Origin of the sequence: Pseudomonas sp. LPH60, assembly GCF_030718165.1 — a bacterium.
GTDB classification, from domain to species: domain Bacteria; phylum Pseudomonadota; class Gammaproteobacteria; order Pseudomonadales; family Pseudomonadaceae; genus Aquipseudomonas; species Aquipseudomonas danubii.
In genome coordinates this window covers 790,997-813,564 of record NZ_JAVAJH010000002.1, presented here as the reverse complement: position 1 = coordinate 813,564, position 22,568 = coordinate 790,997, and the positions used below count along the sequence as shown (strand labels likewise).

At 59.3% G+C, this 22,568-nt stretch carries 25 protein-coding genes; 9 read left to right on the top strand and 16 right to left on the bottom strand.

Annotated elements, in window-relative coordinates; all coding sequences use genetic code 11:
- The first annotated feature begins 41 nt into the window (after positions 1 to 41).
- Positions 42 to 269: a YheU family protein gene (locus Q8O96_RS09425; RefSeq protein WP_025127101.1), complete on the top strand. Its 228-nt coding sequence runs from the start codon at positions 42 to 44 to the stop codon at positions 267 to 269.
- Between the two features lie 35 nt (positions 270 to 304).
- On the opposite strand, the gene Q8O96_RS09420 is transcribed toward Q8O96_RS09425, so the two are convergent.
- Positions 305 to 637, bottom strand: a complete 333-nt coding sequence (locus tag Q8O96_RS09420; protein ID WP_060840471.1) for a YnfA family protein — start codon at positions 635 to 637, stop codon at positions 305 to 307.
- Positions 638 to 701: 64 nt separating this feature from the next.
- Positions 702 to 1,517 (bottom strand): SDR family oxidoreductase, encoded by an 816-nt coding sequence (locus Q8O96_RS09415; protein ID WP_115580663.1) that lies wholly within the window; start codon positions 1,515 to 1,517, stop codon positions 702 to 704.
- 296 nt (positions 1,518 to 1,813) lie between these two features.
- Between Q8O96_RS09415 and Q8O96_RS09410 the strand changes: the two genes are divergently transcribed.
- Entirely contained in the window at positions 1,814 to 1,966 is a 153-nt protein-coding gene (locus Q8O96_RS09410) for a DUF3309 family protein (protein ID WP_007945780.1), read from the top strand.
- A 99-nt stretch (positions 1,967 to 2,065) separates the two neighbouring features.
- On the opposite strand, the gene Q8O96_RS09405 is transcribed toward Q8O96_RS09410, so the two are convergent.
- The 10 genes from Q8O96_RS09405 to Q8O96_RS09360 form a co-directional block, all read right to left on the bottom strand.
- Complete coding sequence (locus Q8O96_RS09405; RefSeq protein ID WP_305948703.1) at positions 2,066 to 3,028, bottom strand: fimbrial protein; 963 nt, start codon at positions 3,026 to 3,028, stop codon at positions 2,066 to 2,068.
- 7 nt (positions 3,029 to 3,035) lie between these two features.
- Positions 3,036 to 5,528 (bottom strand): fimbria/pilus outer membrane usher protein, encoded by a 2,493-nt coding sequence (locus tag Q8O96_RS09400; protein WP_305948702.1) that lies wholly within the window; start codon positions 5,526 to 5,528, stop codon positions 3,036 to 3,038.
- 231 nt (positions 5,529 to 5,759) lie between these two features.
- Positions 5,760 to 6,500, bottom strand: a complete 741-nt coding sequence (locus Q8O96_RS09395) for a fimbria/pilus periplasmic chaperone (protein ID WP_305948701.1) — start codon at positions 6,498 to 6,500, stop codon at positions 5,760 to 5,762.
- 55 nt (positions 6,501 to 6,555) lie between these two features.
- The gene (locus Q8O96_RS09390; RefSeq protein ID WP_082729923.1) at positions 6,556 to 7,077 is read right to left on the bottom strand and encodes a fimbrial protein; all 522 of its coding nucleotides are present in this window, start codon (positions 7,075 to 7,077) and stop codon (positions 6,556 to 6,558) included.
- Positions 7,078 to 7,432: 355 nt separating this feature from the next.
- Positions 7,433 to 9,520 carry an LTA synthase family protein gene (locus Q8O96_RS09385; RefSeq protein WP_115580667.1) on the bottom strand — a complete coding sequence of 696 codons (2,088 nt, stop codon included), beginning with the start codon at positions 9,518 to 9,520 and terminating at the stop codon, positions 7,433 to 7,435.
- Positions 9,521 to 9,859: 339 nt separating this feature from the next.
- Positions 9,860 to 10,051 (bottom strand): PLDc N-terminal domain-containing protein, encoded by a 192-nt coding sequence (locus Q8O96_RS09380; RefSeq protein WP_102860821.1) that lies wholly within the window; start codon positions 10,049 to 10,051, stop codon positions 9,860 to 9,862.
- An 84-nt stretch (positions 10,052 to 10,135) separates the two neighbouring features.
- A complete protein-coding gene (locus tag Q8O96_RS09375) occupies positions 10,136 to 10,666 on the bottom strand; it encodes a hypothetical protein (RefSeq protein ID WP_102860820.1) in 531 nt (176 codons plus the stop codon).
- A gap of 114 nt (positions 10,667 to 10,780) precedes the next feature.
- Positions 10,781 to 11,299, bottom strand: a complete 519-nt coding sequence (locus tag Q8O96_RS09370; protein ID WP_102860819.1) for an ankyrin repeat domain-containing protein — start codon at positions 11,297 to 11,299, stop codon at positions 10,781 to 10,783.
- A 97-nt stretch (positions 11,300 to 11,396) separates the two neighbouring features.
- Positions 11,397 to 13,235: a long-chain-acyl-CoA synthetase gene (locus tag Q8O96_RS09365; protein WP_102860818.1), complete on the bottom strand. Its 1,839-nt coding sequence runs from the start codon at positions 13,233 to 13,235 to the stop codon at positions 11,397 to 11,399.
- Positions 13,236 to 13,306: 71 nt separating this feature from the next.
- Positions 13,307 to 13,438 (bottom strand): hypothetical protein, encoded by a 132-nt coding sequence (locus Q8O96_RS09360; protein ID WP_305948700.1) that lies wholly within the window; start codon positions 13,436 to 13,438, stop codon positions 13,307 to 13,309.
- A gap of 475 nt (positions 13,439 to 13,913) precedes the next feature.
- Between Q8O96_RS09360 and Q8O96_RS09355 the strand changes: the two genes are divergently transcribed.
- Positions 13,914 to 14,192, top strand: coding sequence for a DUF3509 domain-containing protein (locus tag Q8O96_RS09355; RefSeq protein ID WP_019093389.1), 279 nt, complete (start codon positions 13,914 to 13,916; stop codon positions 14,190 to 14,192).
- A gap of 71 nt (positions 14,193 to 14,263) precedes the next feature.
- On the opposite strand, the gene Q8O96_RS09350 is transcribed toward Q8O96_RS09355, so the two are convergent.
- The 3 genes from Q8O96_RS09350 to aroC are packed head-to-tail and all read right to left on the bottom strand — an operon-like array spanning position 14,264 to position 17,083.
- Positions 14,264 to 14,809 (bottom strand): acireductone dioxygenase, encoded by a 546-nt coding sequence (locus Q8O96_RS09350; protein WP_305948699.1) that lies wholly within the window; start codon positions 14,807 to 14,809, stop codon positions 14,264 to 14,266.
- Positions 14,806 to 15,963, bottom strand: a complete 1,158-nt coding sequence (locus Q8O96_RS09345) for an MFS transporter (RefSeq protein WP_180988518.1) — start codon at positions 15,961 to 15,963, stop codon at positions 14,806 to 14,808. The genes Q8O96_RS09350 and Q8O96_RS09345 overlap by 4 nt, the downstream gene beginning before the upstream one ends.
- Before the next feature lie 28 nt (positions 15,964 to 15,991).
- Complete coding sequence (gene aroC / locus Q8O96_RS09340; protein ID WP_102860816.1) at positions 15,992 to 17,083, bottom strand: chorismate synthase; 1,092 nt, start codon at positions 17,081 to 17,083, stop codon at positions 15,992 to 15,994.
- 142 nt (positions 17,084 to 17,225) lie between these two features.
- Between aroC and Q8O96_RS09335 the strand changes: the two genes are divergently transcribed.
- Together Q8O96_RS09335 and Q8O96_RS09330 are read left to right on the top strand one after the other, a co-directional pair.
- A complete protein-coding gene (locus Q8O96_RS09335; RefSeq protein WP_102860815.1) occupies positions 17,226 to 18,179 on the top strand; it encodes an alpha/beta hydrolase in 954 nt (317 codons plus the stop codon).
- 98 nt (positions 18,180 to 18,277) lie between these two features.
- Positions 18,278 to 19,069 (top strand): hypothetical protein, encoded by a 792-nt coding sequence (locus Q8O96_RS09330; protein WP_305948698.1) that lies wholly within the window; start codon positions 18,278 to 18,280, stop codon positions 19,067 to 19,069.
- Positions 19,070 to 19,121: 52 nt separating this feature from the next.
- On the opposite strand, the gene prmB is transcribed toward Q8O96_RS09330, so the two are convergent.
- Positions 19,122 to 20,030 (bottom strand): 50S ribosomal protein L3 N(5)-glutamine methyltransferase, encoded by a 909-nt coding sequence (gene prmB / locus Q8O96_RS09325; RefSeq protein WP_102860813.1) that lies wholly within the window; start codon positions 20,028 to 20,030, stop codon positions 19,122 to 19,124.
- A gap of 241 nt (positions 20,031 to 20,271) precedes the next feature.
- Between prmB and Q8O96_RS09320 the strand changes: the two genes are divergently transcribed.
- From Q8O96_RS09320 to folE, 4 genes are all read left to right on the top strand, one after another.
- Positions 20,272 to 20,862 carry a cysteine hydrolase family protein gene (locus Q8O96_RS09320; RefSeq protein ID WP_016962781.1) on the top strand — a complete coding sequence of 197 codons (591 nt, stop codon included), beginning with the start codon at positions 20,272 to 20,274 and terminating at the stop codon, positions 20,860 to 20,862.
- A gap of 129 nt (positions 20,863 to 20,991) precedes the next feature.
- Positions 20,992 to 21,312: a hypothetical protein gene (locus tag Q8O96_RS09315; protein ID WP_102860812.1), complete on the top strand. Its 321-nt coding sequence runs from the start codon at positions 20,992 to 20,994 to the stop codon at positions 21,310 to 21,312.
- A 74-nt stretch (positions 21,313 to 21,386) separates the two neighbouring features.
- The gene (locus Q8O96_RS09310) at positions 21,387 to 21,944 is read left to right on the top strand and encodes a Smr/MutS family protein (RefSeq protein ID WP_060840489.1); all 558 of its coding nucleotides are present in this window, start codon (positions 21,387 to 21,389) and stop codon (positions 21,942 to 21,944) included.
- Positions 21,945 to 22,021: 77 nt separating this feature from the next.
- The gene (gene folE / locus Q8O96_RS09305) at positions 22,022 to 22,567 is read left to right on the top strand and encodes a GTP cyclohydrolase I FolE (RefSeq protein ID WP_011062625.1); all 546 of its coding nucleotides are present in this window, start codon (positions 22,022 to 22,024) and stop codon (positions 22,565 to 22,567) included.
- Position 22,568: the final 1 nt, after the last annotated feature.

Genomic DNA, 22,568 nt, shown 5'->3' with positions numbered 1-22,568 from the left:
CGGGCGCAGTAGCATCCGGGATTGTTTTTCGGAGGCCCCCCATGCTGATTCCCCACGACCAACTTGAAGTCGACACCCTGACCCGTCTAATCGAAGACTTCGTCACCCGCGAGGGCACCGATAACGGCGATGAGACGCCTCTGGAAACCCGCGTGCTGCGGGTTCGTCAGGCCCTGAGCAAGGGCCAGGCGGTGATCGTTTTCGATCCAGACAGCGAACAGTGCCAATTGATGCTCAAGCACGACGTGCCCAAGGAGCTGTTCGACTGATGCCTGGACCGGCCCAAACCTTTGGGCCGGGATGCTCAACCGTTGGAAAAGCGCGGGCCGAACAGAATCACACTGGCCCCGATCACACACAGTGCCAGCCCCAGCCAGTCCGAGCCCAGGGGCCGCACCCGCTCCACCACCGCCAGCCAGCCAATGGACGCAACGATGTAGATGCCACCGTAGGCGGCATAGGCGCGTCCGGCGTAACTGGCTTCGACTTTGGTCAGCAACAGGGCGAACAGGGTCAGGCTGATCAGGGCGGGAATCACCCACAAGGCGCTCTTGCCCTGGCGCAGCCACATCCAGAAGGCATAGCAGCCGGCGATTTCAAACAGCGCGGCGAGGAAGAACCACAGGTAATTGAGCATGCAAGGTCTCGTCAGGATTGCCAGGTGCCGGCAACCCTAACGAGGCCAAGGGGGTGGAGCAAGCTCAGTGGGCCCCTTGTTTGGCCTTGGCTCGCATCTTGTCCGCCATCTGGGTCATTTCGTCGTACAGCGCCTGAGGGTTTTTCTGCTTCAGGGCCCAGGCCATGCGCCCCTGCTCGTGGGGGAGGATCATGAACTGACCGGCATTGACCTGGGTGTGAATGTAATCAGCAATCTGGGCGGCGGTAATCGGCGAGCTTTCCAGCAATTTGCCCACCTGGGCCTTCATGGCCGGGGTCGGACCACGGAAGGAATCCAGCAGGTTAGTCTGGAAGAACGACGGGCAGACCACGTGCACGCCGATTTCCTGCTGCGCCAGCTCGACCAGCAGGCTCTCGGACAGCGCCACCACTCCGGCCTTGGCCACGTTGTAGTTGCTCATGGCCGGGCCCTGCATCAAGGCGGCCATGGAGGCGATATTGATGATCTTGCCCTTGCTCTGTTCCAGCAGCGGCAGAAAAGCCTTGCAGCCCTTGACCACGCCCATCAGGTTGATCGCGATCTGCCAGTCCCAATCCTCCAGGGACAGCTCGCCGAAGAACCCGCCCGAAGCCACGCCAGCATTGTTGACGATGATGTCGATGCCGCCGAACTTCACTTCGCAAGCCTGGGCAAAGGCGGTCAACTGGCTGTAATCACGCACATCGCAACGCTGCACGAAACCGTCGCCACCGGCGGCGCGTACCTGCTTCAGGGTTTCCTGCAGGCCCGCTTCGCTGACATCGGACAAGGCCAGCCGCCAGCCATCGCGGGCCCAGCGCAAAGCGATTTCGCGACCCAGGCCAGAGCCGGCGCCAGTGATCATCATGCGATTGTGCATAAGAGTTGCCTTGTTGTTCCGGGGAAGATGGGCCGCAGTGTAGCGAAGGCCCCTGCGCCACCCACGCACCATCAGGCTGCTGAATGCCCCGGGCAAACCGCTGGCCGGGTGCACGCTGCCGCGCGATCGATGACAGACGCAAAGGAAATAACCCGGGCAGCGCAATGCATTAAAAAATTTGGAATTATCTCGATAGGCGCAGAGTCGGATTTATTAAGCGCTTGGCTTTATTCATAAAGCCAAGTTGTCCTTGAACAACTGCGTTGTTCAACTCTATTCAATTCAAGGAAACCACCATGGGCACCATTCTGATCGTCATTCTGATTTTGCTGCTGATTGGCGGCCTGCCTGTATTCCCTCACTCCAGAAGTTGGGGTTATGGCCCTTCGGGAATCATCGGCGTCGTGCTGGTGGTGCTCTTGGTGTTATTGCTGCTGGGCAGGATTTGAATCAGCCAGACCGCTTTAGCGTGAACTGACTACTGAAACAGCCAGCGTCCTGACGACAGGACGCTGGGCGAGGTTCACAGACGAGTGAAGACCCCCCGTTCATTCATACATGAACGTCACCGTGGCGTTGGTCAGGACATCGCCTGCCGTTACTTCCGGACCGTACTGAATGTAAAAGGCAGTGAGCGGGATACTGAGTCTTTCGTCATCGACAGTAGTTTGCGAAGTCTTGAACTCAGTGCGGGTGCTAAACATTTGCTGGGTCTGGCTGCTGGCATCACCTTGAACCAGGATCAGGCCCACGCCCTTGGCCATGCGTTTCCCCACGCTGTTTTTTAAAATATGCAGGTCGGTATTGAGCCCGGTGATGTAATAGGCAACCTTGACGCCTTTGTCACACTTAAGATCGATCGCAAACGACTTGGGGCCGATCGGAGTGGGATTCGGCTTGAACTTGCCCAGTGGAACAGTGGGCATGGTGACCGTTTGCACCGGACGGGCGACAGTACAACCCCTGCTCTGAGCGGTGTAGGACACGTTATTGAACGAAATCTTATTGCTCAATTGGTTGTGATAATAAATCTCGATCTTGTGATCGATGAACTTTCCCGAGCTGATGGTGCCGGTCTTTACCAGTTCGAACCTGAACTTATGCGGCGGTGAATAGGTGGTGGGGTTCAACCGACGCTCGAACCTTGGCCATTCCATGTAAACACCGCCCTCGTTGTACCAGTAGATCCGCATGCCAATCCCCGGCACTCCCGTCTCATAGACATGCTCAAAGGCGGTCTTGGTGGCGCCCCCGACAAAGCCGTAGTCAAACCAGAGCCCGTTGCCACTACAGGTCATGGTGGTGTTGCCCTGGTCTATCTCCTTGACCAGGATAGTGCTGCCCACCGGAATATCGCGCGGAGGCTTGAGCATGGCGAAGTCGGCACTGGTGAAGGGTGTCGACAATGGTTTTCCGGTGCATGTGGCCAGAGCGTGATTGCCATAAATGGTGGCAAGCAGTAACCACGCGATTAAGGACCATCGATTGTTGAGCAGGACTTTGATACTCACCCCTTACCTACCTGTTTAAGTTTGCGCCGCCCTTATGGCAGGGCAACTCCAATTGCTGGTAATACTCGTCATTCGAGGAGGGGCCGCTGGGCATGCGATAAGAGGCCAGGCAACTCTGCCCTGCCCCCCACTGAATCAACAACTGGCCCTGACCTTCCAATCCCCGAACAAAGGCTCGGCCGCCCTGTCCGACCTGCGTCAACACCTCCCCATTGGCACCGAGAACTTGCGCGCCCAAGGGAATCATCTGGCCATCATCGCGTACCAGTTTGAGCAGCACGGCCGTCCCCACCACGGTCGGATAACGCAGCATGACCACCGCCCCCGCACGCGGAGCTGTCTGTTGCGAGGTCATCTCCAGCTCGACATCCCGGGAAGTGCCCTTAGGGTCCAGGGCCATATCGTTGCGTCGATAAGGCGTAAGTCCGGTCACGACTGCATAACCGTTATCAGCGATCCGCGTGTTGGCGTTACTCAGGACCTGAGCCCCTTTGGCCCCGGCGGCTTCGAGTACCGCCATGGTTTCGCCCTGCCCCGAGGTGGCGTTGATGCCGCCCGGGTGGGCGACCAGGGTGCCTTGCATGGCGAAGCTGGCTTGCTGATAGTTCTGGCCACGGCTGGCGCTCAGGTTGTAGTTGGCATGGGCCGCGTCATAACGCAGGTTGCCGCCATAGTTGCTGTTGCTTTGCCCCGCATAACGATCACGTGAGCCGTAGAGGCTGTAACCGACCTGGGCGTTTTCGCCGAGACTGCCACTCAAGGAGCTATTGACGCCGTGATTGCCGCTGCCGTCGTAGTTGATGGACGAGCTCAGGTAGGGTGAATAGCGGCTGCGTCCCAGAGGCAAACTGATACTGAGCAGGTATTGATTGTCCATGCTGCCCCCTCCGCTGCGGGTGCGGGCGGCGCTGAAACTGAAACTCCCCCAGCTGTAACTGTTGGAGTACCCCACCTGATAGCTCAGATCCCGCCCCTGATCGCGACGCCAGTAATCCTGCGCCAGACCGGAAAAGTTCAGCTGCCCCATGCGCTCGCCTATCGGCTGGCTCAGGCTCAACTGCAGCCGACTGCGTTGCTTGAACGACCGGTCTTGCGACGGGCTGTCCCGCAGGCGAGCGTACTCGTCGAAGTTCAGATAACCCTCACTGGAGAACCGATAGGCCGCCACGCTGAAGTTGGTGGCAGTGGTTTCAATCAGCTTGTTGTACGACAAGCGCAGGCTGCGACCACTGAGTTGCGTGGGGCCGTCAGCCTCTGAATCGTTCAAGCCCGAGGCCTGGGAATGGGTCAGATCCAGCGCCACCGCTCCCAGGGAAGTGCTCAAGGCCACGCCGCCCTGCCACGCTCGATAATCCTGAGCCAGGATACTGCCGCCATAACCGGTCCACAGATTGGACAAACCGTACTGATAGGTTCCCTGAACAAAACCGGGCAGCGTATCCAGGCTGTCATCGCGGTAGCGGCCGGCGCTCAGGCTGAAGCGCGAACTGCCGGGTCGCAGTAACTGGGCCATCGAGGCATAGGGCACCACAAAACTTTTGGTCCGCCCATCGGCTTCGGTGATGGTGACATTGAGGTCACCGGCGTAACCGGCGCTGTTCAGGTCATCGATGGCAAACGGCCCCGGGGGCACCGTAGTTTCATGCAACAGGTTCTGGCCCTGGCGCACGCTGACCTTGGCGGTGGTATCGGCGACGCCACGCACCACGGGCGCAAACCCACGCATCGAATCAGGCAACATGCGCTCATCGCTGCGCAGTTGTACGCCGGTAAAGGAAAAACTGTCGAACAGACTGCTGGGGGTATAGAACTCCCCCAGGGTCAGCTGGGCCTGGGCCGCGGTGATATCGCGCTGCACATAGCTGCTCAAGGCGTTGTACTGGCTGCGACCGCCGGAACCTGACTGATCGTCATAACTGTAGGAGCCATTGTGTCGCAGGCGCCATTGGCCCAGGTTGAGCCCCGTATTGAGGCCGCTATAAAACTGGCGACTGCGCTGTCCGTTGCTACGGTTCTCGGACAGGTTGTTGCTGTAGCCGAGAAAGCCTGCATTGACCCCCGCATCCCACTCTTTGGGAGACACATAACCGCGCTGGGTCCGGCTCAGGTACAACTGAGGAATGGACAGATCAGCGCGCAAGTCGGCCATGTCCACTTCCAGGCGCCCCTGAGGCACCATTTCGTCGGGCCCCAGGCACTCGGCGGCGCGGGCCCGGTTGGCCTGGTCCTCGGGCAGCCGGGTGAAATCAACGCCCAGTTGCTCCAGCAAAGCGGGTGGCAGGCAGGGCTCGACCCTTGAACCATCGGCCACAGTCCTGAGCAGGATCTCTTGAGTCCCAACCCGGTTTTGATTGAGATACACATCAAGGCGATAAGTCCCGGGCGTCAGCGGATTACCTTGCTCATACCTGGACAGGTCCAGCGTTTCTCCACGACTGTTGCCAAAGAACGCCGGATTGAAACGAATCGGCTCGTCAGCCGCGCTGACATCAATAACCATCCACGTTCCGATCAGCGTCATGCTGCCCAGAATAAAACCATCACGCACAACCAAACACTTTCTAGAGCAAGCAAGTACGCAACTCACAAGTAACAGCAACTTTTTTGACAAAGCACTCATCTAACCTGCCCGAACAGTCAGTACGATGGGTCAATGACGAAAATACCGAGGCAAATGCCTCGGCACGAACATTAAGCAGGGGATAAAACCAAGAGCTTTTTCTGGAGTATTTTACTGTTGCAGCTTGGCCTCAACGCGCATATTGACTCCAAAATCGTTTATCCATTCGTACATCACACCCCCCCCGACCTCCGAGGCTTTGGGTGTTTGTTCAAAAACAAAATCAGCAGATGATTTTGGAGCGACCATATGACTTTCCACTGTTAAAGCCCGACCATCTTTGAGCTTTAACTCAACCGACTTGAAAGACACATGAAAGGCTCCATCATTGTGCACCTGCAAGACAGTGTCCTTGCCAGACCTGGATAAATTCCAGCGCAGTTTTTCCGCACTTTCAGTGGAACTTCCCGGAAGATCCGCAGGGCGGAAAAACAACTTCAGACGCGTACGAAACGCCAATTGCATGTGATTGCCGACCTGCGCACTCGCCAGTGGGGGTACATCCAGCACATTGAGCCAGAACACCGACTCGCGATCCTTCGGCAAATGAGTTGACGGTACAAAGGCAATCCGCAGCGACTGCCCCTTGTCGGGATCGATCCGCACCATGGGCGGCATCACCATGAAAGGTGTATCCACCTCATCCGGCTTGGCATCGACGCGACCATAGTCGATCCAGGTCTGTACCAGCGCCGCTTGTTGCCCCTGATTGCTCAGCCTGAGAGAAACTTCGCGCTCCTTGGCTGGATAGACAATTCGCGTGGCATCAACCACCACGCTGGCCTGGACGGATAGAGAACACAGCAAAATAGCGATACAAGTGATCAGACGTGAAATGAAACAACAAAACATGGACTCTATCGCTCACAGGATTAAGCCTCGAAGCTCAGGCTTCAAGGCTTTGATTTCACTCGTAAACAAGATCAAAGGTCAGTTCGGCTTTAACGTCCCCTGCAGTCACTGGGTCTTCACCTGCCAAGTACCGAGCAGCGAATGCAAATCGCGCCTCACTTTCATTTGCAACCACGGGCGCAAACGGCTCTTGAGCAAACGAGGCCAGTAGATGAATAGGATTACTTCCATGATCAAGCAGTTGGATCTGAGCCGTGGAACCACCGGGAGCACTGTTTATAAGAGCGCCTGTTTTAGCGTCCACTTTAGGAAATTCAAAACTAAACTTTCCTTTTAACTTAGTAGCATCACACCCCGACACATGAATAGTAAAAGGACTCGCACCTGCAAAATCACCCGAGCTTTTAAGAGCACTTGTACTCACAGGATTAAGTTTAATTTCAGAAAGCCCGTCTACCTTACATGTCGTGGGTACAACCTTACCCTCAAATGTAAGCAGCACATCATATGCAAAAGCACTGTTTGCCGCGAAGAATAGAGCCGATACAACACCCGCCGCCAAACGAAACTTTTTCATTTAATTCTCCATTTACCCATCATCGTGGCGTACTGCCGACCACACCATTCAACAATCAATGCTGCGTGCCAGATCTGGAGCTTTGTGCGTATCCGTCCGGGCCGAAGCGGATGCGATCATTACAGTCTGTTGTATCGGCTAACATCAGATGAATCCTAAAATCCAAGAAATTTCCCATTTAAACGCGAGAAATCGACTAATCACCGAGAAACTTTTCCCAAGAAGAACGGGAAATACCTCAAGACAAATCAATGGCCTCATCTGTCGACAGGCAAAAAAAAAACACCCCATCAGGGGTGTTTTCTTTATCAGCAAGGTCTTGCCAACGCTCTACAAGCGCCGACAAGTCCAAGGGTCAATCCGGCTTGCCGTTGACCACGCCGGCGGTGTTGTCGATCAGGCTCTTGGTCGCCGTCTGCAGGAAGGATTCCAGCTTCTGCTTGAGCTGCGCCTCATCGGCGGCTCCGGAAATCAGCTCGCCGCCAGGGGTTGCACCCAGCTCGTACTTGTACAGCCTGGGCGGCATTTCCTTGGGCAGGACCAGCACCCGATCCGCCGTCAGCAGCGCCACGGTCTGATCGCTGCCCGACGGTTTGACCACGCCAAAGCCCTTGTCGCCTTCGGGCAGGTTGAGCAGGTCACGCCCCCAGCACTGGTGCAACACATCACCACCGAGGCGGCCCATGATGGTCGGCACGATATCGATCTGCGTGCCCACGGTGTGGTCGCGCTGGCCGAACTTCTCCTGGATACCGGGTGCAATCATCAGCATCGGCACGTTGAAACGACCCAGGTCCATTTCGGTGATCTGTTGCTCATTGCCGAAACCGTGATCACCGACCACGACGAACAGCGTCTCCTTGAAGTACGGCTCCTTGCTCGCCTTCTCGAAGAACTGGCCCAACGCCCAGTCGGAATAGCGCATGGCGGTCAAGTGCTCATTGAGGCTACCGCGGTCGGTGACCTTCTCCACGGGCAATGGCGTCGGCAATGCGTACGGGGTGTGGTTGGACAGGGTCTGCAGCAGGGCGTAGAACGGCCCCTTGCCTTCACGGGCCTTCAACTCTTCCAGGCCACGGTTGAACATGTCTTGGTCGGACACACCCCAGGTCGGGTCGGAGAACACCGGATTGACGAAGTCATTGCGACCAATGAAGTTGGTCATGCCCTGGTTGCTGAAGAACCCCGACTGGTTGTCCCAGGCAAAATCACCGTTGTAGACATACACATCGTCATACTGGCGGGCGCTCAGCAGCTGCGGCAGGCCAGACAGTTTGTGGCTGCCTTCCGGGGTCTGCATCAGGTATTCAAAGCCCGGCAGGTTGGGGAAGCAGGCCATGGTGGCGAACATGCCCTGGTGGGTATGGGTGCCATTGGAGAAGAAGCGGTCGAACAGCAGGCCTTGTGTCGACAGTTTGTCGAAGTAGGGAGTGATCTCCCCAGGACGTCCCAGCGCGCCCACCGAATGCCCGGCGAAGCTTTCCATCAGGATCACCACGACGTTCTTGATCGGCAGGGTCTTGTCCGCATCCGGCGTGTAATTACGGCGCACGGCGGCGATGTCCGCATCCACCAGTTTGTCGTTCGGCACCAGCAGCATGTCGCGTACGGTCTGTTGAGCCAACGGCTGAGGCAAGCTCGCCTTCCAGATATTGGTGCGGTCTTCGGAGAAGCGATCCTTGGCTGCCGCCATCAACTGCAGGGTGCCGTTGAGGCCCAGCTGGTTGGCGAAGTTCGATTCGGTGGTGTAGACATCCCCCCAACGCATCGGCGGACCCTGGCGCAGGGTGCCACGAGCCGCCACCACACAGATCAGCAGGCAGACCACGAATACCGCAATACGTGCATACCAGGGCGCAACCTGGCGTGCGCCGACATTGCCACCGCTGAACGGACCGCGAGGCCGAGTGGCACGGTCGGCCCACTTGAACGCCAGGCTGAGGATCCAGGCTCCCACGACCCAGGCCAGCAGGTAGCGAACCACAGGGAAACCGTACCAGAGCATGCTCATCACGGTTTTCGGGTCCTCCTTCACATACTGGAAGACCAGACCGTTGAGACGCTGGTGGAACTCACGGTAGAAATCCATCTCCATCAGGCCAAGGAACAAGGCAATGCTGGAGGTCACCGTCAGCCACAAGCGCAGCAGCCCGCGAGCCGCCATGGCCCGGGCACTGAGCATGGCCAGCACCAGCGGTACGCTGAGGTAGACCACCAGCCGCAGGTCAAAACGCAGCCCATTGGCAAACGCTTCGAGGAAGGTCGAAGCCGGGGTGTCGAGAATCATCTCGCGGTTGTAGACCAACAGCGCGACGCGCAACAAAGAAAACATCACCATCATGACCAGCGCGCACAGCAGCGTGTAGGCCAGATGGGATTTGACGGTCGGTTGCAGCAGGCGATTCGAGGATCGCTGCTGACTCAGGGCATCCGAGTTTGCCATGTGGTTTTAGGACCCATTGGAAGTTTAAGTTGCAGAGAAAAAGTGGCGTTCTGCCCTCTTTTTGTCGCCAGGGCGACGGGGATTACGCGGTGCGCAGATGTTGCACGATCACTGAAGGCATTGCCATTGATTAGTGGGCGCTCCCCACAAGCCCAGCTCCTACGGCTCTGGAACAACAGATTGCCGGGATTCGCACCAGGGGAAAAACGCCGGCGAATTGTCTTTGAGGCCTTGTGAAAATTTCGTTCAACGCATGTTTAGTCACACAAAAAAGGGCCTGGCGGCCCTTTTTTTCCATCGCCGGCCATGATGCCGGGGCTGTTCGTCACGTGTCCTGGTTCAGAGCCTGACATTACCTCGGGGACCGGCAATGGCCCAGATGATCAACCCAAGTACGGGAAGGAAGATGATCAACAACACCCAGACAATCTTCATCCCGGTTTCAGCGCTGCTTTTCAGCACGTTGATGATGGCCCAGATATCCAGGGCCAGAATGATCAGGCCAACCAGGCCATTGAAGGTGGAACCCATGGTGTCGCTCCCAAATGAAGGTGTGCCTCTTTAGGATAGTCGCGCTGAATCAGGGTTCCGTTTTATTCCACCGCTATGGCGGATTCAGACGTGCACGGCAATCTTCAACGCTTCCAGGGCCGGCGCTGCGGCGATACCGACTTCGGCACACAACTCCAGCACTCGCGGCAGGTCATTGCCGTAGACCAGCACCATCTGCAGTTCGTCATCCAGCAACTGGCTGAAATTCATCAGCACATAGCCGCCGTTTTCCGGGTTCATGCTGCCCATCTGGATCTGGATGCGGTTCAAGGCCGTCAAGGCTTCGATCTTCGCCAACTGCTTGGGCTTGATGTTGAAAGGCACGTCCTTGCCGAAAGACGCGACGATCTGTGCGAACAGATCAACATAAGTGTCGGCCTGAAACAGCACAGTCTCCGGCAGGCTGCCGACCACCACCCACTCGCCCAGGGGAATGGGGAAGCTGTCGTCGTAGTTGATGTCCGGATTGGCCGCCAGGAACGCCTGGGGATCGGCGTAGGCCTGGGCCGCTTCGTCGGCGATCTGCTGGATCTCGGCATCGCCCATGCACCCGGAGCTGATTTTGCTGATGAGTTCGATAAGGGCGGTTTTCATGGGGACATCCTGAAGACAAGGAAATTCGAGGGCGCGAAGGATAGCCTAAAGTGCGCCCCCAGACCTACGCCTGTGACGCGGGCCTGGCGCCCTCACCCCTCGAACCTTGACGGCTCAGGCCAGGAGTTTTTCCAGCTGTGCGGCAGTGTCCTGCGCACCCATGGTCTTGGCGGCTTCCAGGGCACTGACACCATTGCTGTCGCAAGCCTTGGGATCGGCGCCCTGGCTGATCAGGTAAGTGACGATTTCCGTGCGGTTGAACATCGCTGCCATCATCAGCGCGGTACGCCCGTCAAAGGACGAACCTTCCACTTGAGCTCCGCCTTCCACCAGGGCCTTGACCACCGCCAGGTCGCCCTTGAAGGCGGCGCCGGCGATCGGGCTCTGGCCATTGTCGTTGCGAATCTCGGGATCGGCCTGGTGCTTGAGCAGCACCTGCACGGCGTCCACATGCCCGTGATAGGCGGCCAGCATCAGCAAGGTGTCACCCTTGTGGTTGCGCAGGTTGACCGGCAGGCCACTGGCCGCCAGCTTGTCGAGCATCTGTGCGTCGCCCTGACGGGCCACGTTGAATACCTGTTCGACAAACTGGGCGGCCTCTTCTTCAGTCATCTGGCGGCTTTTGTCGGTCATCGGAAACTCCAGGTTCGGCAAATCGGAAAGGCGCTAGTTTCCCCAAGCCGGCCGCAGCCTGTCATCCCTTTTTTCCCAAGAGCCGCCATAGGCAGAATCAATAACGCAGACGCCCGCCCTGGATATCGGCAAAAATCTGCGGGGTCAGTTGCACATAGGTATCCGACCCGGGAAGCCAGGCATAGACCGGATCGTCGCCGACCCGTTCGAGGTCGAACGCCTGCTCCTTGAGTCGGCTCTTCTGATATTTGAAGGTGCCAGTGGTGTCCATTTTCACCTTGATCCGCAGGAACAGCGGCACCGCGTAAGCCGGAAGCTGCTGTCTGGCATATTGCAGCAACTCACTGAAATCCAGGGTTGCCAGCGACTCCGCCGGGGTAATAGCCACCATTCCGGCACGGCCGTTGGTGTTATGGATTTCGACGCCATAGGCCACCACCTCGGCCACTTGCGGGTGCCCCAGTAGAATGTTTTCCACCTCGGTGGTGGAGACGTTCTCGCCCTTCCAACGATAGGTGTCCCCCAGCCGATCGACGAACTGCACATGGCCAAAACCGATGTCGCGCAGCAAGTCACCGGTGTTGAAGTAGCAATCGCCCTTCTCGAACACATCCTTGAGGATCACCTTGAGGTTCTTTTCCGGATCGGTGTAGCCATCCAGCGGCGCCTTGTCGTCGATCTTCGCCAACAGCAGGCCCTGACCGCCCTTGGCGACCTTCTGCATGAAGCCCTGGCTGTTGCGCAATGGCGCCCCGGTGTCGTGGGCGTACTCCACCAATGCCCAGGGGATCAGGGAAAAACCCACGGTGTTGTCGAAGTTGAGGATATTGCTGAAGCCGATATTGCCGTCGCTGGCCGCGTACAGCTCACAGACATGACCGACGCCGAAACGCTGCTTGAACTCGCTCCAGACTCCCGGACGCAGGCCATTGCCGATCATCTTCAACACGCCATGCTCGGTATCCCGGGCAGTGCTGGGCTGATCGATCAGGTAGCGACACAATTCACCGACATAGCCCACAGTCGTCGCCTTGAACCGACGCGCATCGTCCCAGAACTGACTGGCGCTGAACTTGCGGCGAATGGCGAACCCCGAGGCGCCGGTGATGGCCGAGCCCCAGCAGACGCACAGTCCGGTGGCGTGGTACAGCGGCAAGGTGCAATACACCACGTCGCCGGGCTGCATATCCAGGGCGATGGTGCCGAAACCGGCAGAGGTGCGCATCCAGCGCCCATGCTTGAAAATCCCCGCCTTGGGCAGGCCCGTGGTGCCGGACGTATAGATGTAGAAACAAGGGTCGTTGAAGAAGATGCGCTGGGTCTGCAGCAGATTGTCCGCTGGATAACCGGCGCTCTCGGCCATCAGGTTGACCAGGTCCTGCGGAGTCGGTCCAGGGTCGACGAAGGTGTCCTGATCGGCCACGAACCAGGTGCGAGCCGGATCGATATCCACTTGATCGCGTACTGCGGAAAAAGCCGCCAGCAACTCACCACCGACCATGATGCCCACCGGCTTCACCAGTTCCAGGCTGTGCGCCAGCACGCTTTGGGTCTGCGCGGTGTTGAGCATCGCGCAGATCCCGCCAAGCTTGGCCACCGCCAGCACCGTGACCAGCAGCTCAGGGCGATTCTCGATGAAAATCGCCAGCACATCGCCCTTGCCGATGCCCTGCTCCCGCAGGTAAGCAGCGATGCGGTTGGCCCATTGATTGACCTGGGAGTAACTGAGTACCCGATCGCCATACAACAGGGCCGGCCCCTGGGGATTGCGCAGGGTGGCCTGCTCGAAACTCCAGCCCAGTCCACAGGGTTGGTCAGGGTTGTCGATGTTCCCTGCCCTCATGCCTCGCACCACCCGAGGTAGCGCCTTGGCAATGGACGGCACCTTTCGCAGCATCATGCCCCAGGTGATCATGTCGCTCTTGTACTTGTTCATGGTGGCTCCGGTTCGACAGCAAAGGTCTGTGCCCGGGCCAGGCCGGGCGTTGGCAACAGCCAGCGCAAGGCTCAACCGGGGTTGGCGACCCAGGGTTCGGCAACCGGCAAGCGAAGACTGCGGGGATCACCCGCAAAGGGATAAAGGCAGGGCAAGTGCAGCGCTGCTGACAGCACCGGCACCAATGCAGTGGGACCGTTCATGGAGGGCGTCCTGTTTCTTATTATTCGTCGGGCAGGATCGCTGGATCGCGCCGCAACACATTCCATGTCGCAGAAACACCTTTCAAACCTGTTCGGCCGGGTCGCCGAGGCAGCATTGAAACGGCGTGACAGGCTGGAAAATACGTCAGCCGTCGCGGGCCTGTACACGGAGTTTTTGCAAACTTTTGTATCTCCCCGCCGGTTATCTCCAGGGCCCTCCAGCCCCGTCCATAAACGATTGAATTTTCTCTCGGGGCCAGCGGTCATAACGCTGTAGCCACGCCCACGGTCAATCGCCGCCAACCTGCAAAATGCAGGATGCACGATGGCCATTCATGCAATTTGCACGAGATCGGAATTCCATAGAAATTATAAGCTATTGATTTATAAGGATTTTATAAAAAAACAATACTGGCACAATCGCTGCACCTATCACTCCACGCTTGCCCTTCAAGAGCTAACGGAGCTGATAGACATGAGCCTGATCCAAGAAAAGTTTTCTTCCCTGTTCTCCAACTTCGAAGTGACCACTCAACCCCGTCCTGACGGTGGCATCCTGCTCACCCTGCGTAACAGCGAAGGCAAACAGTTCAAGCGTTCGATTTCCTACGCGCAGCTGCATGCCGCCGACCAGCTGTCCTGGGTCATCAGTGCAATTCGTCGTGACTTGGCCGAACAGGCCAGTGAGCTGCCGCAGATTTCCATGCTGCAAAGCCAGAACCGCTTTGCCTTGCCGACTTACCACTCCGCGTAAGCCACCTTCGGTTTCCTGCTCGGGCCGGCCCACCTTGCGTGTGACCGGCCCGTTGACGTAGCGCTTCCCGCTCAATCGTCCAGGCGTGGGAACTGGCTGGCGATAGCGTCGCCGGTCAGGCTGGCCGACCAGCCTTGAGGATTACTGAACAGGCGGATGGCGACCAGGTGCGGCTCCTCCCCCATATCGAACCAATGGGCAGTGCCCGCCGGCAGCGAAATCAGGTCGTTTCTTTCGCAAAGAACGGCATAGACGTAGTCGTCGATGTGCAGATTTAGCAGTCCACGCCCGGCGACGAATAACCGCACTTCATCCTCGTCATGGCGATGCTCGTCGAGAAAGCTGGCACGCAACTCGGCTCTTTGTGGATGGTCACGGTTGAGGCTGATCACATCCACGCTGACATCACCCTGCTCGGTCGTCAGCCGATCGATCTGCTCCTGATAGGCCGCAACCACCTCTTCCTGGCTGGCCCCCGGCTCGATCCGCGTCGAGGCTGGCCAACGATCAAAGCCAATACCCTGTTCGGCCAAGGTCGCAGCGATATCGTCAAAGTGGGTCAGAACCTTGTTCGGCAGGTCCGGGCTGGATACGTGGTAGACGGACAGGCTGCTCATGACGGCAACTCCTCTTGCATGCGGGTGGCAATGATAACGGCTGCGGCCAGGGCGGCGACGCTAGCAATACTAAAGGTCAATGTGGCGCCCAGGGCGTTCCAGCTGTAGCCGGAATACAGGGCGCCCAAGGCACCTCCGGTTCCCGCCAGGGCGGCGTACAGCGCCTGGCCCTGGCCCTGCTGGCGAGCACCGAAACTGCGTTGGACAAAATGAATGGCCGCGGCGTGAAAGCTGCCGAAGGTTGCCGCATGCAGCACCTGCGCCAACAACAGTGCCCCGAGATGCTCCGCCAGGCTGCCCAGCAGCAGCCAGCGCAAAGCCGCCAAGAGAAAACTCGCCAGCAACACCCGGCGCACGGAAAATCGCGCCAGAATCCGGCTCATGGCCAGGAACATCAGCACCTCGGCCACCACACCCAGAGCCCAGAGCATGCCAATCAGGCCACGGGTATAGCCCAGGTGCTCCAGGTGCAGGGTCAGGAAGGTGTAGTAAGGACCGTGGCTCATCTGCATCAGGGCCACACACAGGTAGAAGGCCAGCACCCCGGGGCCGCGCAGCTGCTTGATAAAGCCCTCCCCGGCCAACCGCGGCCCCTGCACCACAGGCTGGGCGTTGGGCACCCACAGGCTGCTGAGCACAATGCCGCCCATGATCGCCACCAGTGCCGCCGGGTAGATATCCAGGCTCAACCACTCGAACAGGCGCCCCAAAGCCACCACGGTAAGAATAAAACCGATGGAACCCCAAAGACGGATCTGACTGTAGCGTGAGGTCTGCCCCTGCAAGTGCGCCAGGGTGATCACCTCAAACTGCGGCAGGACTGCGTGCCAGAAAAATGCATGCAGGGCCATGACCATCGCCAGCCAGGCGTAGCTCTTGCTGACGAAGATCAGCGAGAAACAGATCAGGGTGCAGATGGCGCCACAACGCACGATCGCCAGGCGCCGGCCAGTGTAGTCCCCCAGCCAGCCCCAAAGGTTGGGCGCCACGCAGCGCATGAGCATGGGAATGGCCACCAGCTCACCGATCCGCGCGCTGGAAAACCCCAGGTGATCGAAATACAGCGCCAGAAACGGCGCCGTCGACCCCAGCAGAGCGAAATAGAACAGGTAGAAACTGGAAAGCCGCCAGTACGGCAGCGCCGCCACGGTCATCAGACCGTAGCGACTGGCAGAACCGCCATTACAGCTGGCCCAGTACCGGCGTGCTGACGCGCACGTCGGCATTCTGGCCGCGGTGACGCAGCAGGTGATCCAGCAGCACGATGGCCATCATGGCTTCGGCAATGGGAGTGGCACGAATGCCCACGCAAGGGTCGTGACGGCCCTTGGTGATCACGTCCAGCGGATTGCCATCAACGTCGATGGAGCGACCTGGCGTGGTGATGCTGGACGTCGGCTTGAGCGCCAGGTGAGCAACGATCGGCTGCCCCGAGGAGATCCCGCCAAGAATGCCGCCGGCGTTATTGCTGAGGAAACCTTGCGGGGTCAGTTCGTCACGGTGTTCGGTGCCGCGCTGGGCGACGCAGGCGAAACCGGCGCCGATTTCCACGCCCTTGACCGCATTGATGCTCATCAACGCATGAGCCAGTTCGGCATCCAGCCGGTCGAAGATCGGCTCGCCCAGGCCCGGCATCACGCCTTCGGCGACCACGGTGATCTTCGCTCCCACGGAGTCCTGATCCCGGCGCAATTGGTCCATGTAGGCTTCAAGCTCCGGAACCTTATCCGGATCGGGGCTGAAGAATGCGTTGTCCTCCACCGAATCCCAGGTCTTGAAAGGAATCTCGATCGGGCCCAACTGACTCATGTAACCGCGCACCACGATGCCCTGGCTGGCCAGGTATTTCTTGGCGATGGCCCCGGCCGCCACGCGCATGGCGGTTTCCCGCGCCGAGCTGCGACCGCCGCCACGGTAATCACGAATGCCGTACTTGTGGTGGTAGGTGTAATCGGCGTGAGCCGGACGGAACAGATCCTTGATCGCCGAGTAGTCCTTGGACTTCTGGTCGGTATTGCGGATCAACAGGCCAATGGAACAGCCCGTGGTCTTGCCCTCGAACACCCCGGAAAGGATCTCGACTTCATCGGGTTCCTGGCGCTGGGTGGTGTGACGGCTGGTGCCGGGCTTGCGCCGGTCCAGGTCACGCTGCAGGTCTTCCAGGGACAGCTCGAGGCCCGGCGGGCAGCCGTCGACAATGGCGACCAACGCCGGACCATGGCTTTCGCCCGCGGTGGTGACAGTGAACAGCTTGCCGTAGGTATTGCCGGACATGCGGGGAGCTCCGTGAAATCAGCCGAAATAACTCAATCAGGATTACTGAAGCGCGCAAGTATACGCAGGCTACCCAACTAGTTCATCCTCGAACCTTCTGCCCCTGCCCGAGTCCAACCGGCACCTTATCCATGATGGCGTGATGATGCTGCGAGTCCTTCTCTTGAGCCTTTCCCTGTTCACCGGCCTGGTCAACGCGGCCGTCCTGCAACGCCCCGTAAGCCTGGACACCGGCCACGGCGAGCTGTATGGCTCGATGCTGCTGCCCAAATCCGCGCAGCCGGTGCCGGTGGTGCTAATCATCTCAGGCTCCGGCCCCACCGACCGCGACGGCAACAACCCCGACGGCGGGCGCAACGATAGCCTCAAGCGCCTGGCCTGGGTGCTGGCCAAGCACAACATCGCCAGCGTGCGCTACGACAAGCGCGGTGTGGCGGCCAGCCTCGCGGCGACCCCGGATGAACGCAACCTGACCCTCGACGCCTATGTGGCCGACGCCGTGGCCTGGGGCAAGCAGCTCAAGGCCGATCCGCGTCTGGGCCAACTGATCGTGCTGGGCCATAGCGAAGGCGCGCTGATCGCCAGCCTCGCCGCCGCCCAACTGGACGCCGCCGGCGTGATTTCCATCTCCGGCACCGCCCGCCCCGTGGATCAGGTGCTGCGCCAGCAACTGAGTTATCGCCTGCCGCCGGCGCTGATGGTGCGCAGCAATGAACTGCTGGACAGCCTCAAGGCCGGTCAGGTCGACAACGATGTGCCACCAGCCCTGCAAGTGATCTTCCGCCCCAGCGTACAACCCTATCTGATCACCCTGTTCCGCGAGGACCCGGCCGCCGCTTTCGCCCGCCTGAAAATGCCGGCGCTGATCATTCAGGGCAGCAATGATATCCAGGTCAGCGTCGACGACGCCCGGGTGCTCAAGGCGGCAAAACCGGATGCTCAACTGACCTTGATCGACGGCATGAACCATGTTCTGCGTATCGTACCCAACGATCTCAAGCGCCAATTGGCGTCCTACAAGGACCCGCAATTGCCCCTGGCGGCGGAACTGGGCCGATCCATCATCAGTTTTATTGACGGACTTCACACCCGTTAGGCTGTTTTTACCCTCCAGTCCTGAAAAAAACGGCCGATAAGCCTTTGCCGGCCGTTCGATTGCTGTCGGCGCGCAGCGATTGGACAGGACTTGCCGTTATGACTGATACCTCGAATTCACCCGCCACCGAGCAGGAAGCCGCCGTACCGGAAGCGGCGCCGTTGCCGTGGGCGGACGTCCAGGCTGAACATCACAAGATGCTGCGCCTGGCGCCCCTGCAGACCGATCGCGCCACCGGCGGGCGCCCTTTGCGTTTTGTCGAGTTCGGTTATACCGAACGCAACAACAAAGAGCACAGCCTGCTGCGCATGACCATCAGCCTGCCCGGCCAGCGGGTGCGCAAGGAACAGAATCACCTGGATGTCTGGGTCGAGCACGACACCCACCGGGTGCACTTCGAGCCCGAAGGCGGGCTGCAGATCGAACCACTGAACCGTGGCATCGGACGCTTCCTGCTGGCCCAGGCCGCGCAATGGGCGCAGAAGAAGTGGCCGCACTACCGGGTCGACGGCTTCGAGCTCGCTAACAAGGACGCCCTCAATGAGGACACTCGCCTGCGCCGCGATCATGTGCTGCGTACCCTGGGCTTCGACGTGGTGTATGCCGATGCCCAGCATCTCAAGGGCAGCGTCAAGGATGTTCAAGTGGGCGAGCTGTTGAGCCAGTGGAACACCGAGAAACTGCAGTTCGTGGAGATACTGGAAGCCGCACAGATGCTCCAGCAGGCCGAGCAGAACCTGGAGGAGCTGGAAGTCAAACTGCGCAAGCAGGAAGAGAAAGTCACCAAGTACAAACGTGAAGACACCGGTCTGCGCTTCACCATCACCTGCCTGGTAGCCTTTGCGGTCTTCCAGGCGGGTCTGCTGATCTGGATTGCGACTCACCGCTGAGTCGCAACCTCTTCAGGGATCAAGGCCCGCCTTGCGCGGGCCGGCACATGGCTCAGGCGCGGGCGGCGAACAGCGCCTGATGCTCGCGGCACTGCTCCGCAGTGAGCATGAACACACCGTGACCGCCGCGCTCGAAGTCCAGCCAGGCGAAATCGACTTCGGGGTACAGCGCTTCGACGTGCACCTGGCTATTGCCCACTTCGACAATCAGCAAGCCTTTCTCGGTCAGGTGATCAGCGGCCTGGGCCAGCATGCGCCGCACCAGATTCAGGCCATCATCGCCACAGGCCAGGCCCAGCTCGGGCTCATGCTGGTACTCGTCCGGCATGTCGGCAAAATCTTCGGCATCGACATAAGGCGGGTTGGAAACGATCAGGTCGAAACGCTGCCCCGGCAAGCCATCGAAACCATCGCCCTGCACGGTGAACACTCGCTCATCGACACCGTGGCGCTCAATGTTCTGGTTGGCCACTTCCAAGGCTTCGAAGGACAGGTCGGCCAGCACCACTTCGGCCTCGCGGAACTCATAGGCACAGGCAATGCCGATGCAACCGGAGCCGGTGCACAGATCGAGAATCCGCGCAGGCTCAGTGCCCAGCCAGGGTTCGAAGCGTTTCTCGATCAACTCGCCGATGGGCGAGCGGGGAATCAGCACACGCTCGTCAACGATGAACGACATGCCGCAGAACCAGGCCTCGCCCAACAGATAGGCTGTGGGCACGCGTTCTTCGATTCGGCGCTTGAGCAAGTGCTGAAGGTGGACCAACTCGTCGTCTTCCAACGCGCAGTCCAGGTAGCTGTCGGCGATTTCCCAGGGCAGATGCAAGGCTCCGAGCACCAATTGGCGGGCCTCGTCCCAGGCGTTGTCGGTACCATGGCCGAAGAACAGATCCTCCCCATGAAAGCGGCTGACAGCCCAGCGGATATGGTCACGCAAGGTGCGAAGGCGGGAAGTGATCACGGGACAGAACTCCTGAAAAAACGACCGGCAATTCTAACAGCCAAAGCGCCTGCCGACGACGAATGAAAAACCACCGCCGTACAATCGCCTGACCGACCGCTTTTTGCCCGGCAAGCCAAATACCTTGCCCCTCTTGACAAGGCTGCAGGCCAACAACGGCGCACCTTACGTTAGTAGCGATTCACAGAAGCGCTCCGCCAGAGGACAATGTCGCAAAAGCCCCACTCACAGGAGCCCCAGAATGTCCGTTCCAAAGACGATGTTTCAACTCAGCGGTCGTGGTTATGCAGCGGCCAATTTGAGCCACGCGACCCTTGTGATCATCGACGCCCAGAAAGAGTACCTCAGCGGCCCCCTGGCCCTGTCCGGCATGGACAAGGCAGTGGCCAACATCGGCCAACTGCTGGCCGCAGCCCGGGCTGCCGGCCGGCCCATCGTGCATGTGCGCCATCTTGGCACCGTCGGCGGCCTGTTCGACCCTCAGGGCGAGCGCGGCGAATTCATCCCCGGCCTTGAGCCCCAAGGCGACGAGACCATCATCGGCAAGCTGCTGCCCAGTGCCTTCCACGGCACCGAACTGGAAAAGCGCCTGCAGGATCTGGGCTCCCTGGACCTGATCGTCGCCGGTTTCATGAGCCACTCCAGCGTCAGCACCACCGTGCGAGCAGCGAAGAACCTGGGATTCCGTTGCACCCTGGTAGAGGACGCCTGCGCCACCCGTGACCTGCCCTACAAGGGCGGCATTCTCAGCGCCGAGCATGTTCAGCAGACTGAAATGGCGATCATGGCCGACAACTTTGCCACTCTCGCCCAGACCGCAAGCCTGATCTGACCAGCCTTGGTGAGCGGCTGGCGGGCCGCTCATCCATAAACGCCTCGCATTTGCAGCAATTGCCTTAGCCTCAGGAACCACCCGGTCAACTCCCGGTCGAAGGGCCGATACCCATTGAGGAAGGTCGGAATGAAGATATCCGATGGTTTTGACGCACGCCGATTGCGGCCCAAAAGCCCGCGAAACTGGCGCCTGCGCCTGGGGGCTGGATTCTCTGCATTGCTGGCGACCTTCGGCGTGCTGCTGGCCCTGGCTGGGACCGCAAGCCTGCTGGGACGCGCTCCGGCGCTAGGAGAACTCAACGCTAGCCCACTGGGCTCGGCGCTGATCCTGCTGATCGGCCTGCTACTGCTGTACATCGGTGTGCGCCTGTGGCGGCGTTGCCGGCGCCGAATGCGCCAGCCCCTGGCACTGAACATGGCGCCACACCTGATGAAAAAACACGACTGACGACCCTGGGCGCGATTTGCGCGCCTTAAGGTGTTCCGAGTTGGGTAAACTAGCCGCCCTTCGCGGAGGCTGACATGCAAGACGACGATTTTTCCCTGTTCAAAAACGAGATCCGCGGCGTCAAGCCGATCAAGCACGATCGGGCCGACACAGGCAAACCCAAGGCCGACCGCGCACAGATCGCCAAGCTGCGCCAGGCTGCCACAGTGCGTAGCGAGACCACGACGGTGGACGGGCTGTCCGATCAGTTCGTCATCGATGTGGGACCTGAAGATGAGCTGATGTGGGCCCGCGACGGGGTTCAGGAAAGCCAGATGCGCAAGCTGAAAATCGGCCAGATTCCCTTTGAAGGCAGCCTCGACCTGCATGGCATGACCGTGGAAAAGGCCCGCGAAACCCTCTGGGCGTTTCTCGCCGAAGCCACCCGATTCGAGATCCGCTGTGTACGCGTCACCCACGGCAAGGCCGTGCGCCTGGACGGCAAGCGCCCCATGATCAAAAGCCACGTCAACACCTGGCTGCGCCAGCATCCACAAGTGCTGGGCTTCACCTCCTGCCAGGCTAAACATGGCGGCACTGGCGCGCTGTACGTAATGCTCAAACGCACCATGATGGAAGGCCGCGACGAATAAAGCCGCTGCACTAAGCTTGCAGCGCCGTGTCTGCCACCGTACCCTTGCCCTTTGCGTAAAATCCCACAGGTAGTTTCATGTCCCTGGAACAGAATTACACCGCGATCCTCGGCCAACTGGGCGAGGACGTCTCCCGCGAGGGCCTGCTCGATACGCCCAAGCGTGCCGCCAAAGCCATGCAGTACCTTTGCCGCGGTTATGCCCAAACCCTGGAAGAAGTCACCAACGGTGCCTTGTTCAGCTCTGACAACAGCGAAATGGTGCTGGTCAAGGACATCGAGCTCTACTCGCTGTGCGAACACCATCTGCTGCCATTCATCGGCAAGGCTCACGTTGCCTACATTCCCAGCGGCAAGGTCCTGGGGCTGTCGAAAGTCGCGCGCATCGTCGACATGTATGCCCGTCGCCTGCAGATCCAGGAAAACCTCAGCCGGCAAATCGCCGACGCCGTTCAGCAAGTGACCGGCGCTCTGGGGGTTGCAGTGGTGATCGAGGCCAAGCACATGTGCATGATGATGCGCGGTGTGGAAAAGCAGAATTCGTCGATGATCACTTCAGTGATGCTGGGCGAGTTCCGCGAAAATGCCGCGACTCGCAGCGAGTTCCTCAGCCTGATCAAGTAAC

Bases quoted from the DNA above. Each gene is read 5' to 3' on its own strand.
- Q8O96_RS09425 (WP_025127101.1), top strand. From the start codon at position 42: ATGCTGATTCCCCACGACCAACTTGAAGTCGACACCCTGACCCGTCTA.
- Q8O96_RS09420 (WP_060840471.1), bottom strand. From the start codon at position 637: ATGCTCAATTACCTGTGGTTCTTCCTCGCCGCGCTGTTTGAAATCGCC.
- Q8O96_RS09415 (WP_115580663.1), bottom strand. From the start codon at position 1,517: ATGCACAATCGCATGATGATCACTGGCGCCGGCTCTGGCCTGGGTCGC.
- Q8O96_RS09410 (WP_007945780.1), top strand. From the start codon at position 1,814: ATGGGCACCATTCTGATCGTCATTCTGATTTTGCTGCTGATTGGCGGC.
- Q8O96_RS09400 (WP_305948702.1), bottom strand. From the start codon at position 5,528: ATGGTTATTGATGTCAGCGCGGCTGACGAGCCGATTCGTTTCAATCCG.
- Q8O96_RS09395 (WP_305948701.1), bottom strand. From the start codon at position 6,500: ATGTTTTGTTGTTTCATTTCACGTCTGATCACTTGTATCGCTATTTTG.
- Q8O96_RS09390 (WP_082729923.1), bottom strand. From the start codon at position 7,077: ATGAAAAAGTTTCGTTTGGCGGCGGGTGTTGTATCGGCTCTATTCTTC.
- Q8O96_RS09385 (WP_115580667.1), bottom strand. From the start codon at position 9,520: ATGGCAAACTCGGATGCCCTGAGTCAGCAGCGATCCTCGAATCGCCTG.
- Q8O96_RS09380 (WP_102860821.1), bottom strand. From the start codon at position 10,051: ATGGGTTCCACCTTCAATGGCCTGGTTGGCCTGATCATTCTGGCCCTG.
- Q8O96_RS09375 (WP_102860820.1), bottom strand. From the start codon at position 10,666: ATGAAAACCGCCCTTATCGAACTCATCAGCAAAATCAGCTCCGGGTGC.
- Q8O96_RS09370 (WP_102860819.1), bottom strand. From the start codon at position 11,299: ATGACCGACAAAAGCCGCCAGATGACTGAAGAAGAGGCCGCCCAGTTT.
- Q8O96_RS09365 (WP_102860818.1), bottom strand. From the start codon at position 13,235: ATGAACAAGTACAAGAGCGACATGATCACCTGGGGCATGATGCTGCGA.
- Q8O96_RS09360 (WP_305948700.1), bottom strand. From the start codon at position 13,438: ATGAACGGTCCCACTGCATTGGTGCCGGTGCTGTCAGCAGCGCTGCAC.
- Q8O96_RS09355 (WP_019093389.1), top strand. From the start codon at position 13,914: ATGAGCCTGATCCAAGAAAAGTTTTCTTCCCTGTTCTCCAACTTCGAA.
- Q8O96_RS09350 (WP_305948699.1), bottom strand. From the start codon at position 14,809: ATGAGCAGCCTGTCCGTCTACCACGTATCCAGCCCGGACCTGCCGAAC.
- Q8O96_RS09345 (WP_180988518.1), bottom strand. From the start codon at position 15,963: ATGACCGTGGCGGCGCTGCCGTACTGGCGGCTTTCCAGTTTCTACCTG.
- aroC (WP_102860816.1), bottom strand. From the start codon at position 17,083: ATGTCCGGCAATACCTACGGCAAGCTGTTCACTGTCACCACCGCGGGC.
- Q8O96_RS09335 (WP_102860815.1), top strand. From the start codon at position 17,226: ATGATGCTGCGAGTCCTTCTCTTGAGCCTTTCCCTGTTCACCGGCCTG.
- Q8O96_RS09330 (WP_305948698.1), top strand. From the start codon at position 18,278: ATGACTGATACCTCGAATTCACCCGCCACCGAGCAGGAAGCCGCCGTA.
- Q8O96_RS09320 (WP_016962781.1), top strand. From the start codon at position 20,272: ATGTCCGTTCCAAAGACGATGTTTCAACTCAGCGGTCGTGGTTATGCA.
- Q8O96_RS09315 (WP_102860812.1), top strand. From the start codon at position 20,992: ATGAAGATATCCGATGGTTTTGACGCACGCCGATTGCGGCCCAAAAGC.
- Q8O96_RS09310 (WP_060840489.1), top strand. From the start codon at position 21,387: ATGCAAGACGACGATTTTTCCCTGTTCAAAAACGAGATCCGCGGCGTC.
- folE (WP_011062625.1), top strand. From the start codon at position 22,022: ATGTCCCTGGAACAGAATTACACCGCGATCCTCGGCCAACTGGGCGAG.